Raw genomic sequence first — 12588 nt, 5'->3', positions numbered from 1 at the left:
CGTGAGGCTGGCGCAGCGCGCGCGCATTGTGCTGCTGGCCGCCAACGGATTGCGGAACAAGGACATCGCCGAGCAGTTGGGAGTCGGACGCGTGCAGGTCTCGCGTTGGCGTGAGCGGTATGCGCAATCGGGGCTTGCCGGTATCGAACGCGACTTGCCGCGCGGTGCGCCGCCGGTGAAGGTGGGCACGGCGCGGCTGGTGGAGCTGACCACTCAGAGCAAGCCCGAAGCAGCCACGCACTGGAGCACGCGCAAGATGGCCGCCGAGTTGGGCGTGAGCGCCAGCACCGTCATGCGCCATTGGCACGCCCACGCGTTGAAGCCGCACATCGTGCGCGGCTTCAAGGTGTCGCGCGATCCGAAACACGTTGATGGCGACCGCCAAACTCAACGGCCTAGATCCTGAGGCTTATCTGCGCCACGTCATCTCTCGCATTGCCGACCATCCGGTCAATCGCATGAGCGATCTCCTGCCGTGGGCCGTCGCTAATCAGTTGCCCACCTACACCGCCTAGTCTCGCTCCCTTGCTCTCCTGACTCCCATCGCCGTCCCACGTCAAGGACGGCCTCGCTCGCGAACCCTAAGGGCTAACCCTAGTGGATTTGGCGCGCACACCCACTATCATTTTGTTATGCACAGTGACATAGGGTTATATCTAGCATAACACAATACAGAGACCTTCAGGAGATTGTGATGACCGAACCGGTTAAGACGGCGATGTACAACTGGAACACCTTGCCTCGGGAGGCCGTGCGAAAGGGTGTGGAACGCGTGGGATTTCGCGGCGAGAACGTGGTGATGGTGATGAACTGGGCTGAGCCGGGTATGCAGGTGCGGCCGCACAGCCATCCTTTCGAGCAGATCGCCATTTGCGTGCAAGGCCGCATGAACTATCACGTGGGCGATGACGTATTTGAGATGACCCCGGGCTCCATGCTCCGTGTGCCACCCCATACCCTTCATTACGCCGAGCCCCTCGGAGACGAGGTCGTCCTGAATCTCGACGTGTTTTCCCCGATTCGGGAGGACTATGCGCACCTGGTCGAATACCAGGCCGCCGAATTCGCGTCGCTGGACAACCTTCGCCTGGCCGAAAAGGTAGAAGCCAAATGACTGCGAATTCAGATTTCAAGCAGCGCGTGCGGGAGCGTCAGACATTGCTTGGAACGTTCATCAAGACATCCGCCTTTCAGACGCTCGAAGTCCTGGGTGAAAGCGGACTGGACTTTACGGTTATCGATGCGGAACACGCGCCATTTGACCGTGGCCATCTCGATGCCATGGCCCTGGCAGCCACGTCGGCACAAATACCGACGCTGGTGCGCATCGCCGACGCGACCGAACGTTCGATCCTTCAGGTTCTCGACGTCGGCTATGCCGGCGTGCTGGTCCCCCACGCAACCAATGCCGCCGATGTCATGCACGTGGTGCGCGCGTCGCACTACAAGGACGGTACGCGCGGATTCTCGAATTCCCCGCGTGCTGGTGGGTACGGCAGGGTAGGCATGGCTGCCCACATCGCGGCGGCCGACGATGCGTCGGTGGTGCTCTGCCAGATTGAAGACAGCCTTGCGATCGACAACATCGAAGAGATAGCGGCCATCGGAGACGTGGATTGTCTCTTCGTCGGCCGTGGCGATCTCGCGGTGTCGTTCGGCAAGACCAGCGTGACGGATGATCAGGTTGTCGCAGCGGTACGCAAAGTCGCGGACGCGTGCGAAAGACACGGAAAAGCCTCGGGCATCTTCATTTCGTCGCTGTCGGAACTGCGCGCGTTCAGGGAGATGGGCTTCACTCTGTTCATCCTGGGCTCCGATCAAGGCCTGCTAAGGGGAGCCGCCTCCTCGATGGCCGCCCAGTTCAGGGCTGAAGCCGATCGCTAACCTCAACATCGCTACTCAAGAACAGGACGCACAAAATGGAAACCGCATACGAAACTCACTCTTGGCGCACCGAAGACCCAGCCGTCGTTGACCGCCTGATGACCGGCGCAATCGATCTGCATTGTCACAGTGGCCCTTCCGTGATGCCGCGCTACTTCGATCACTGCGAGGCTATGGAAGAAGCCTCGGAGGCCGGCGTCCGTGCGCTCCTGATCAAGGATCACTACTATTCGGCCACACCGGTGACTAGCCTGCTGAACAAGCACTTCAGCCATTTCGGCGTGAAGTTGCTGTCCGGCGTTCCGCTCAACAATCAAAGCGGTGGGCTGAATATCTATGCCGTCGAACATGGCATTGCATTAGGCGCCCGGCTGGTGTGGATGCCGACATTTTCCTCCGCGAATCACATCGCCCATCACAAGAAAGAGGGCGATGACTTTCAGTTTCCCCGGGCGAAAAAGAAGATGCTTCAACCGCAGCCGTTGACCGTGGTGGACGAGAAGGGCGCTTTGCTGCCGGAGGTGCTTCCGATCCTGGATATGGTTGCCGAGCACGACGTAGTGCTGTCGTCGGGGCACCTGCATATCAGTGAAATCTGGCCTTTGTTCGAGGAGGCGAAGCGGCGCGGCGTCAAGCGTCTGCTCTGTAACCATCCTACCTATGTCATCGACGCGAGCCTGGAGGACATTGCCACGCTGGCGAGGATGGGCGTCTACGTCGAGCATTCCATGTGCATGTTTGCTGAAGACTCGAAGTTTCGTTTCTACGAACCGAAGATGTTGAAAGCCATGATCGAGGCCGGCACCGTGGACAGGACGATCCTGGGCTCGGATCTCGGCCAGGTTGGCAACCCGAGGCTCGTGGACGGTTTCCGTAGCGTGATCGAGATCTGCCTGGACCTGGGCTACAGCGAGAGCGCTGTGCGCAAGATGGTTTCGTCCAATGCCGCCGCCCTTGTCGGCCTTGATGAGATCGACGTATGAACGCCCTGATCGTGCTTGCACATCCGGAACCGACGTCCTTTAGTGCGGCGCTTAAGGACGTAGCCGCGGCGGCCCTGCGAGAGGAGGGCTATACGGTGACGGTCTCGGACCTGTACGCGGAAGAGTTCAATCCTGTCGCCGGTCGCCATGATTTTGAGTCGGTCTGCGATGCCGATCGTTTTCACTATCAACAGGAGCAACTTCACGCCGCGCAGGATGGAGCTTTTGCAGCCGATATCGCACGGGAGCAACGGCGCGTCGCCGAGGCGGACTTGTTCGTGTTTGTTTATCCGCTATGGTGGGGCGGCATGCCGGCCATCCTGAAGGGCTGGTTCGAGCGTGTGCTTGCCTACGGGTTCGCTTACACGGATGGGCAGCGATTTGACCGTGGCTTCTTCAAGGGATGCCATGGCATCGAGGCCATCAGCACCGGCGGCACGCGCGAGCGGTTCTCGGCAGAGGGCGTGTATGGCGCTATAGATACGTTGTTGTATCCCCATCGTCGGTGCATGCTGGAGTACGTCGGCTTGGCCACCGCGCCCACTTTTGTCGCCTATGCTGCTCCTCGGGTAGGCGATGATGCGCGCCGGCAGTACCTGGAGGACTGGGCCGGACAGGTCAAAGCGGTCGCTGGTCTTGCACGCCAGTCGGCGTCGTCTGCAGATCGCGCCGCTCGCGCCCCGGCTAGAATTCCGGATGGAAAAGCTTGGGCTCAAGCCAACTGAGACACAAAGACTTGCCCGATCGCGCCCAAGAGCGGCGGCCAAGCCAGATGAAAGTGACGAATGAAAGACATTCAAGCCAGCGCCGGCGGCGTGCAAGCCGTACTGTTCGCGCTACAGATTCTCGAATACCTCGCCGGAAACAAGGAGGCCGTTCGCATCACCGATCTGGCGAAGCACTTCGATACCAATAAGAACCGCATATTCCGTCATTTGCGGACGCTGGTTCAACTGGGGTACATCGTGCAGGAGGGGGAATCCGAGCGCTACCGTGTTGGCACGCGCCTGATCGCCCTTGGTCACGCCGTCAGCGAGAACTTCGACCTGACTCGCATGGCATCCGGCCCAATGAAGGTGCTGCGGGACAAGCTGAGCCATTCCGTGGTCCTCTCGCTCGCGGGACCGGACGGGGCGCATGTGATCTCCGTTCTGCCGGGCACTGCGCCGGTCGAGATCATCGTGAAGCCGGGGTCCGTGCTCGGCTTTCACTCGTCGGCCCAGGGGAAGGTGACGTTGGCGTATGCGTCGGCCCCGGTGCAGGAACGCGTCCTGTCGTCCAAGCTCGAGGCGCATACCACCCAAACGATTATCGATGCAGCAACGCTCCAGGCCGAGCTCGTAGTCATCCGTTCTCGTGGCTGGGCCGTCGCTCCCAACGAGGCTGCCCTGGGGCTGAATACCCTTGCGGCACCGATCTTCGATGCCTCGGGGATGATGATCGGGGCGATTGCCATCGTGGACCTCGTCCAGTCCATCGGGGCGGAACCCTCGGAGGCTCAGTTGGCGGCGGTCCTGGATGCCGCAAGAACAACGTCCGAGAGTATTGGCTACAAGGGGGCGCACGTTGCGAAGGCCGCCTGAGCCCTCCCTGGCCTGAGCCATAGGCTCGTTGCATAGCGTCCAGCGCCGCTAAATCTCTCATTCAGTCATTACCCATGTCACTGCTAGCGGCAGTGGCACGGGCCCGCTTACGCCAAGAGACCGAGCACCATGAAGAAAGTCATCATTACCTGTGCAGTGACCGGCGCGATTCATACGCCGTCCATGTCGCCGTACTTGCCCGTCACGCCGCAAGAGATTGCCGACGCGGCGATTGGTGCTGCCGAGGCTGGCGCGGCAATTGTCCATTTACATGCACGCGATCCTGTCAACGGTCGTCCCACCCAGTCGCCGGACGTCTATGCCCGATTCCTTCCGCAGATCAGAGCGCAATCCGACGTTGTGGTCAATCTGACCACGGGAGGATCGCCCGTCATGAGCCTGACCGACCGCCTGGAGCCAGCCTTGTGCTTCGCGCCCGAACTTGCTTCACTCAATATGGGCTCGATGAACTTCGGGATTTTTGAAATGCTGGGCAGGGTCAAGGAATTCCGGCACGACTGGGAGCAGCCCTACCTGGCGAACAGCGACGATCTGATCTTCAAGAACACCTTCCGAGATATTGCCTATGTCCTGGAGTCATGTGCAGCGCATGGCACGCGCTTCGAGATTGAATGCTATGACGTCGGCCACCTCTACACCGCCGCGCACTTTCTCGACCGCGGCCTGCTTTCTGGCCCGATCTTCATCCAGACGGTATTCGGTATCCGAGGAGGGATCGGTGCGCACCCGGATGACGTCATGCACATGAAGCGGACGGCGGACCGGCTTTTTGGTTCGGACTATGTCTGGTCAGTGCTCGGTGCGGGCCGCAGCCAGATGCCGCTGGCGTCGATGTCCGCCTCTATGGGCGGCAACGTGCGCGTCGGCCTGGAAGACTCCTTGTGGGACGGGCCCGGCACGCTGGCGACCAGCAACGCCGTCCAGGTCACGCGGATCCGCCGACTGCTGGAGTCGTTGTCACTTGACATCGCAACGCCTGACGAGGCCCGGCAATTGCTGCATCTGAAGGGTGCGAACGCCGTCGCGTTCTAGCGTCGTGCTGGTGCAGGAACCGAATCCCAGATAACAAGCGCTATTAAACATTACCGCCGGACCGGAACGGTCCCGAGGAGACACCATGAAATTCTTGACCCGATCGTCATTCGCCAATGACTCGGAGTACGTCACCTACAACAAGGTATCCCGCAGGCTGCTGCCATATCTTCTGCTGCTGTACATCATCTCGTTCCTCGATCGGGTCAACGTCGGCTTCGCCAAGCTGCAGATGTCATCGGAAATCGGCCTGAGTGACGCAGCATTCGGACTGGGAGCTGGGATATTTTTTGTTGGCTACGCACTGTTCGAGATTCCCAGCAACCTTATGCTGCAACGCTTCGGCGCAAAGTTTTGGATCGCTCGAATCCTCGTCGTGTGGGGCATAATTTCCACGGCAATGTGCCTGGTCGAGTCGCCCACTTCGTTCCTCGTGCTGCGATTCCTGCTCGGCATCGCCGAGGCGGGATTCTATCCCGGGGTGATCCTCTACCTCACATACTGGTATCCGCTTCGCCTCCGCTCCCAGGTCTGCAGCATCTTCTTTCTCGGCGTGCCGTTGTCCGGGTTGATCGGCGGGCCGCTGTCCGGCTGGATCATGCATTCCATGGATGGCGTCTGGGGACACTCGGGTTGGCAGTGGATGTTTGTACTTGAAGGTGGCCCAGCCATTGTCGCCGGCATCTTTACCTACTTCTATCTCGACAACGGACCTCGTGCCGCGAAGTGGCTGTCAGCAGAAGAGCGCGAGCTAGTTGCATCGACGCTAGACAAGGAAGCGGCTATGCAGCTCAGTGCCGGGCACGGCCATAAGTTCATGGACGCCATTCGCAACGTGAACGTGTGGCAGTTGGCCGCGGCCAACTTCACGCTGCTGTCCAGCATCTACGGTGTGTCGTTCTGGATGCCACAGATCGTCAAGGACCTCGGCGTCACCAGCATGCTGTCCAACGGCTTGCTGACGGCCGTGCCTTTTGGCATAGCCGCCATCGGCATGGTGCTCGTTGGTCAGCACTCCGACAAGACGGGTGAGCGCCGCTGGCACATGATCTGGTGCACGCTCGTCGCAGCGGCTGGTATGGTGATCAGCGGTGCGAATGCCGCAAGCCCGGTACTGTCCCTGATCGGCCTGTCAATGGCGGCGACAGGCGCGCTGGCGGGCATTGCCGTGATGTGGGCACTTCCCGGCGCCATTCTTACCGGGGCGGCTGCCGCGGCGGGCATTGCACTGATGGCCACGATTGGGAACCTCGGTGGCTATCTCGCACCCTACATGATGGGCCTTGTGAAGCAGCGGACCGCGCACCTCGAGTACGGCCTGTACACCATGGCGGTATCCCTGCTGGTGGGGGCCATCATCATCTACTTCCTGCCCAAGACTGCCACCGCCAACGAAGGCATCCCTTCCGCCCGGAAGTCCGTCGCCTAGGCCTTGACGGAATCAGGGCAAGGCAAAGTCCTCGCCCTGCGGGCCAACACCAAATTCCCGCCCACTGTCTGCTATCCCCGTCCTGAAACGGGGAGACGGCCCGCGCTCGCACACTCGCCGCGCCACGACGCAGCGAGGAAGTCAAAAAATCATATCGAGGACCGAGGAGGAAACTCAATGAATATCAAGAAACTTGCCGCAGCGATACTGGCAGCACTTCCGCTGGGCGCCCTGGCGCAATCGGTGACGCTCTATGGGGTTGTTGATACCGGCGTGGAATATGTTTCCAATATCGGGGCCGCAAAAGACAGCGTGTTTCGCATACCCAATCTAACCGGCACGGTGCCGTCCCGTTGGGGCCTGCGCGGTGCCGAGGACCTGGGCAATGGCATGAAAGCATTCTTTTGGCTCGAGTCTGGATTCGCGCCCGATAGCGGGGTGAATAACCAGGGCGGCCGGTTGTTCGGACGCCAGGCATCGGTCGGACTCTCGGGGAAATGGGGGCAAATTGGACTGGGGCGCCAATACACCATGCTCTTTTGGGGGATGGCCGAGCCCGACATGCTTGGACCTAACGTATATGGTTCCGGCTCGCTCGATCCCTACCTTGCCAATGCGCGGACAGATAACTCTGTTTCCTACAAGGGAACGTTTGGCGGCCTGACGCTCGGCGCGACATACAGCTTCGGGCGTGACACCGTCAACGCTGGTCCCAGCCCGGCCGGATCGAACTGCGCCGGGGAGAACCCCGCAGACCAGCGCGCGTGCAGGGAGTGGTCCGCGCTGCTGATGTATGGCACCCCTACCTGGCAGATTGCAGCCGCCTACGACTCGTTGCGCGGCGGCCCCGGCGCGTTTGGGGGTCTCACCAATAGTGGACTGACGGACGACCGGCTATTGGTGAACGGCTACTTCATGGTAGAGAAGGCTAAGATCGGGCTTGGCTGGCTGCGCCGTGACAACCGGGGAAGTCCTACGCCGCGTAGCGACATGTACTTCGCGGGTGTCTCATATCCTGTAACAGCGGCGTTCAGCGTGGATGCTGAAGTATTCAACCTGCGCTTCCACAATAGCGCGAACAAGGCCTGGCTGTACGCGGCACGCGGCACTTACGCATTCACCAAGCGTACTTCCCTGTATGCGACCGCTGGCTATATCAACAACGGTGGAACTCTGGCGCAATCTGTCAGTGCGGGCCAGGTTGGCTCCAACCCCGCACCCGGTGGCAATCAGCTCGGGACGATGCTGGGCATCAAACACATCTTCTAGAGGCGGGTTATGGGGCGCCATGTGGGACCTGCCGCATGGTGCCCGACCTCAATTGATGGGGATGCTGATGCGAGTGCTTTGGAGCTTCCGGCTGGTTTGCACCCATCCGTTTTTTCCGCCGCGCCGATGTCTCACTGCTTAGACCAAGAGGAGACGGAGATTCGCCCCGTGGCGAAGCGAGCTCGCGGTGCGGTCGGTTCTCGTTATAGATCCAATACGAGCATGCCAGACTTGGCGCGAGAGCAGCAGGGGGTGAACTGGTCATGCCGCGCTTGCTCTTCGCGGGTCAGATAGCTGTCTTTGTGGTCGACCACTCCGCTGAGAACGCGTGTCACGCAGGTGCCACAGATCCCCTGCTCGCAGGACACGGGGATCGCCACGCCATTGGCAGCCAAGGCTTCGAGCGCGGATTGATTCGCTCCTACCGTCAGGATTCGTCCGGAGCTGGCCAACTTGATTTCGAAGCTTGCTGCATCCCCTGAGTTCTGCGCTGGGGCGAAATACTCATAGTGGATATTGTCGGAACTCCAGCCGTTCTTCCTGGCAATATCGATGACATATTCGAGAAAACCGGTCGGTCCGCACACGTATAGGTGCGTATCATTGTCCGCGTCGCTAAGCAGCGACGGGATATCGGCTTTCTGACTCTCGGGGCCGTCATCAAAGTGGAAGGACACCCGGTCAGAGAACCTGGAGGTCCGGATGCGCTGGCGGAAGGCAGTGCGCTCTTTCGAGCGTGCGCAGTAGTGCAGCTCGAAGCTCTCGGAGAGCGTGGTCAACTGCTCGGCCATAGAGAGAATCGGCGTAATGCCAATACCGCCGGCAAGCAGGAGGTTACGCATCGTGACCTGTGCCAGGGGAAAATGGTTCCTTGGCTCACTGATTTGAAGGAAATCTCCTTCGTGGATGTCATCAAGCATGGCTTGAGAGCCGCCACGCGTCTGCGGATCGCGTAGTACGCCGATCAAGTAGCGATGCGATTCGCACGGGTCATTGGCTAGGGAGTACTGGCGGGTCAGCCCTTTGCGGATATGCACATCGATATGCGAGCCCGCCGAGAAGGCGGGGAGGGGGCGACCGCCTACATCAATTAGCTCGAAGGAGAAGATGTCCAGCGCCTCTGGGGATTTGCGGTTGACTTTAACGGTAAGCATGGCAGTGCTCTCGACTGGGGTGGAAAGCCAGCAGGAATGGACCGGAGAAAGCGCGCCCGCCCCGGATCGAAAGACCCGGGGAAAGACGGTAAGGTAATTGCGGCGGGAAGGTAAGCGCCGCGCTTATGCAGGATCGATCATTTGAGGCGGGGTGTCCGCCTCAAGCATCCGGTCGACGATGCGGCGCATGTGGATGCGCGCGCGATCCGAAACGATGTCGACCAGCGGGTCGTCACCTCGCTCGCTCAACCGCAACTGTTGCTCCTCGACCACCACTTTATCCTCCATGAAGGCCTTGGCGATCTCCTGATACAGCAGTTCCGTCGCCTTGGGATCGTCCTGGTTATAGCCGTTTGCGGTCGACCAGAAATAAAGGCAGGTTGTTTCTGTCTCGGGTGTCAGGCCATGAAACAGGCGCAGCGAGAAGCCAGATTGTTCCCTGTTCTCCATGGCTCCCTTGCCTACATCGATGGCGCCACTCCATTGAAGAATATTCGTTGGGGCGATGTACTCGAACTCTTGCCAGCGGTCGACGTTACCCGCGAAAGAGACAGCCTTTGCATAGCTGGGCGGCGGCACGGAGTCGGGCATCCATCGCACAAAGCGAAGCCCATGTTCAGATGGCGTCGTTTCCATCTTTGCATTTACATGGGTCATCGGATTGCCGCCGATGGTGCTGCCGTGGATATATCCGAGGTGCGTCAAGTCCATTAGGTTGTCGACCAGCAGCATGTAGTTGGACTTGACGTGGTAGAGCCCATGCTTGTGCGGCCACTTTTCGTAGTCGTTATGATACGGGTAGTCGATGATCTTCGAGACATCGGCCTTGCTCTCGTCACCCATCCAGATCCACAGAAACTCATCTTTCTCCACTAGTGGGAAGCTGGGGACGCGCGCCCTCTGGGGGATCTTGTCCTGGCCTGGAATATGGACGCACTGTCCGGAGCAATCGAAGGTCATGCCATGGTAGCCGCACTCCAAACCAGCTTCGGTAACCTGTCCCAGGGAGAGTGGGGTGCCGCGGTGACAGCAGCGGTCAAGCAATGCAGCCGGTCTTCCCTGCTTGTCTCGAAACAGTACAACCGGTTCATTGAGAATACGGCGCGCAAGCGGTTTGGCTTGGACTTCGCTCGACCAGGCGGCGATGTACCATGCGTTGCGAATAAACATGATGTCTCCTTTTTTTTGTAGGAATTGAAGCTCTCTGATCAACTAGTCCAGGAGAAAGCTCCGAAATGCATTGCCCAGTTTCTCGGGCTGCTCAATATTGGATAGGTGGCCGCCCGGCAGTTCCGTATAGATGGCGCCAGGGATCGTGTCTGCGAGGAAGCGAGCATCCGCGGGACGCGTTGCAAGGTCCGCGCTGCTACCTATGACGCTGGTCGGTACATCAATCGAACGAATGGATTCGCGTTGGTCCATGTCGCGGATCGCAGCACACGAGCCGATATAGCCGATGGGTGATGACGCCAAAGCCATGGCGAGCACGCGCGCCGCTCCCGCCTTGTCTTCGGAGCAAAAGGAACTGGATAACCAGCGTTCCAACACCGCCCGGCGGATTGCTTGCATGCCATGCTCGCGCACGGCGGCCGCGCGGGCGTCCCACGATTCGGGCGGTCCTACCATGGCGGCCGCGTTGCAAAGGACCAGCTTGGCGATCCGCTCGGGATGCTTGGTCGCGAGCCACATGCCAACCATGGCGCCTAAAGACAGGCCGCAGAGGTTGACCTTTGAGACGCCGAGCTCATCAAGCATTCCAATCAGATCCGCAGCAAGCATCGCCAGCGAGTAGGGTCCTTCTGTAACACTGGATCGACCCTGACCACGCGCGTCGTATCGGAGTACCCGGAAGGACTTCGTCAGAACGGGAAGTACACGATCCCAGACCGTTAGATCGGTGGCAATAGAGTTAATCAGTACCAGCACTGGCGCTGCTTCCGGTCCTTCGAGTTGATAGTGAAGTTGAACGTCACGGACTGAAATATGGGGCACGTCGTTGCTCCAGGGCTGATTGCTTTGTTGAGGGGGTACCAGTTGGAGCAGGTGAGCGCGCGACTGACGAGTGGATTCTGGATTTCGAGGTACTATCTGTCAATCAAATGGGCTGATAGGACAAATCCGTGCTATGGATACTGAAAAGGTCGACTTGAATCTGCTGCGCATCTTCGACGCGCTGATACGGACGCGGAATGTGACTCTCGCAGGGGAAATGGTGGGCCTAAGCCAGCCGGCCGTCAGCTTCGCGCTTAACAAGCTCCGAGCCCTAACCGGTGACCCGTTGTTCGTACGGACCACCAAGGGTATGGAGCCGACGCCACGAGCAGCAAAGATGGCGGGGCCAGTGCAGCAGGTTCTCGAGGTGGTTAAGAGGGATGTGTTCCTGCAGGACGAGTTTGATCCTGGGAAAAGCAAGAGAGTCTTCACGCTAAGCCTGACCGATGTCGGCGAAATGGTGTTCCTGCCAAAGTTGCTCCGGCGCCTACGGACGGACGCGCCGAATATCATCCTCAAATCGGTATCGATGCCGCCGGCACGTCTGGAAGAAGCCATGGTGGCCGGTGAAGTGGACCTGGCGGTGGGGTACTTTCCGGACATTACCAAGGCTAACTTCTACCAACAGCATCTATTTACGCATTCGTTTGCTTGCCTAGTGCGTCGAGACCATCCCGTCATCAAGGGAAGGCTGAGCATGAAGCAGTTCCTGGAGGCGACACACGTAGTGATTCGTGCCGAAGGAAGGAGCCAGGAAATCTTTGAGGGCTACCTCGAAGAGCAGGGAATCCAGAGACGGGTAGGGCTGAGCATCCCTCACTTCATGAGCGTACCGCATTTGCTTCTTGACTCAGACATGATTGCTACGGTGCCCTATTCGTGTGCGGAAGCATTTGCGAAATTGGGACCGCTGCGCTTGCTGGAGCTACCTATGGCCGCGCCGACGATTGATTTGAAGCAGCATTGGCATGCGCGCTATCACCGCGATGCGGGGAATCAGTGGTTGCGCAGCGTGCTCTACGATTGCTTTGCTAAGGATTCGTAGTCAACACGTTCGGCTGCATCCGATACACCTGTACTCGACGGGGTCCCCGGACTGTCGGGCCAGTCTGATGGATTTGCACCGATACCAGCCCCTTCACTCAACCAGCCCCTTCTCCTGCCTGACTTGCATCACGCGGGATAGATTGGTTTCGATCGGTTTAATACTGCGGAGGCATTCCGGCTGCAGCAGGCCGGCG

Annotated in this window: 13 protein-coding genes and 1 pseudogene; 11 read left to right on the top strand and 3 right to left on the bottom strand. The window is 59.5% G+C overall.

The genetic code is table 11. The annotated features are described in order from the left end of the window. Window position 1 precedes the first annotated feature (1 nt). The 10 genes and pseudogenes from AC1Q7Q_RS31375 to AC1Q7Q_RS31330 all read left to right on the top strand — a co-directional run bounded on the left by AC1Q7Q_RS31375 (window position 2) and on the right by AC1Q7Q_RS31330 (window position 8201). Window positions 2-406 (top strand): helix-turn-helix domain-containing protein, encoded by a 405-nt coding sequence (locus AC1Q7Q_RS31375; RefSeq protein WP_492387252.1) that lies wholly within the window; start codon window positions 2-4, stop codon window positions 404-406. After that, window positions 366-515, top strand: a pseudogene (locus AC1Q7Q_RS31370) (transposase domain-containing protein); the annotation flags it as partial. The gene AC1Q7Q_RS31375 and the pseudogene AC1Q7Q_RS31370, both read left to right, overlap by 41 nt. 179 nt (window positions 516-694) lie before the next feature. Continuing rightward, window positions 695-1114, top strand: coding sequence for a cupin domain-containing protein (locus AC1Q7Q_RS31365; protein ID WP_492371469.1), 420 nt, complete (start codon window positions 695-697; stop codon window positions 1112-1114). Beyond that, window positions 1111-1884, top strand: coding sequence for an HpcH/HpaI aldolase family protein (locus AC1Q7Q_RS31360; protein ID WP_492371470.1), 774 nt, complete (start codon window positions 1111-1113; stop codon window positions 1882-1884). The genes AC1Q7Q_RS31365 and AC1Q7Q_RS31360 overlap by 4 nt, the downstream gene beginning before the upstream one ends. A 35-nt stretch (window positions 1885-1919) precedes the next feature. Further along, window positions 1920-2867 carry a DUF6282 family protein gene (locus tag AC1Q7Q_RS31355; protein WP_492371471.1) on the top strand — a complete coding sequence of 316 codons (948 nt, stop codon included), beginning with the start codon at window positions 1920-1922 and terminating at the stop codon, window positions 2865-2867. Then, window positions 2864-3592, top strand: coding sequence for an NAD(P)H-dependent oxidoreductase (locus AC1Q7Q_RS31350; RefSeq protein ID WP_492371472.1), 729 nt, complete (start codon window positions 2864-2866; stop codon window positions 3590-3592). Before AC1Q7Q_RS31355 ends, AC1Q7Q_RS31350 begins: the two co-directional genes overlap by 4 nt. Window positions 3593-3652: 60 nt before the next feature. Continuing rightward, on the top strand, window positions 3653-4450 hold the full coding sequence (locus AC1Q7Q_RS31345) for an IclR family transcriptional regulator (protein WP_492371473.1): 798 nt from the start codon (window positions 3653-3655) through the stop codon (window positions 4448-4450). 129 nt (window positions 4451-4579) lie between these two features. Beyond that, the gene (gene kce / locus AC1Q7Q_RS31340; protein WP_492371474.1) at window positions 4580-5503 is read left to right on the top strand and encodes a 3,5-dioxohexanoate:acetyl-CoA acetone transferase; all 924 of its coding nucleotides are present in this window, start codon (window positions 4580-4582) and stop codon (window positions 5501-5503) included. Between the two features lie 85 nt (window positions 5504-5588). Then, window positions 5589-6932 carry an MFS transporter gene (locus AC1Q7Q_RS31335; RefSeq protein WP_492371475.1) on the top strand — a complete coding sequence of 448 codons (1344 nt, stop codon included), beginning with the start codon at window positions 5589-5591 and terminating at the stop codon, window positions 6930-6932. A 177-nt stretch (window positions 6933-7109) separates the two neighbouring features. Next, entirely contained in the window at window positions 7110-8201 is a 1092-nt protein-coding gene (locus AC1Q7Q_RS31330) for a porin (protein ID WP_492371476.1), read from the top strand. A 203-nt stretch (window positions 8202-8404) separates the two neighbouring features. Here the strand turns inward: AC1Q7Q_RS31330 and AC1Q7Q_RS31325 are convergent, their stop codons facing one another. The 3 genes from AC1Q7Q_RS31325 to pcaD all read right to left on the bottom strand — a co-directional run bounded on the left by AC1Q7Q_RS31325 (window position 8405) and on the right by pcaD (window position 11347). After that, the gene (locus AC1Q7Q_RS31325) at window positions 8405-9355 is read right to left on the bottom strand and encodes a PDR/VanB family oxidoreductase (RefSeq protein WP_492371477.1); all 951 of its coding nucleotides are present in this window, start codon (window positions 9353-9355) and stop codon (window positions 8405-8407) included. 123 nt (window positions 9356-9478) lie between these two features. Further along, on the bottom strand, window positions 9479-10525 hold the full coding sequence (locus AC1Q7Q_RS31320; RefSeq protein ID WP_492371478.1) for an aromatic ring-hydroxylating dioxygenase subunit alpha: 1047 nt from the start codon (window positions 10523-10525) through the stop codon (window positions 9479-9481). Window positions 10526-10567: 42 nt separating this feature from the next. Further along, a complete protein-coding gene (pcaD, locus tag AC1Q7Q_RS31315; protein ID WP_492371479.1) occupies window positions 10568-11347 on the bottom strand; it encodes a 3-oxoadipate enol-lactonase in 780 nt (259 codons plus the stop codon). A gap of 133 nt (window positions 11348-11480) precedes the next feature. Between pcaD and AC1Q7Q_RS31310 the strand changes: the two genes are divergently transcribed. Next, complete coding sequence (locus AC1Q7Q_RS31310; RefSeq protein WP_492371480.1) at window positions 11481-12392, top strand: LysR family transcriptional regulator; 912 nt, start codon at window positions 11481-11483, stop codon at window positions 12390-12392. The last annotated feature ends 196 nt before the right edge of the window (window positions 12393-12588 follow it).

Source organism: Cupriavidus sp. GW823-FHT07A04 (assembly GCF_058794615.1).
This window is presented reverse-complemented; position numbering and strand designations above follow the sequence as displayed.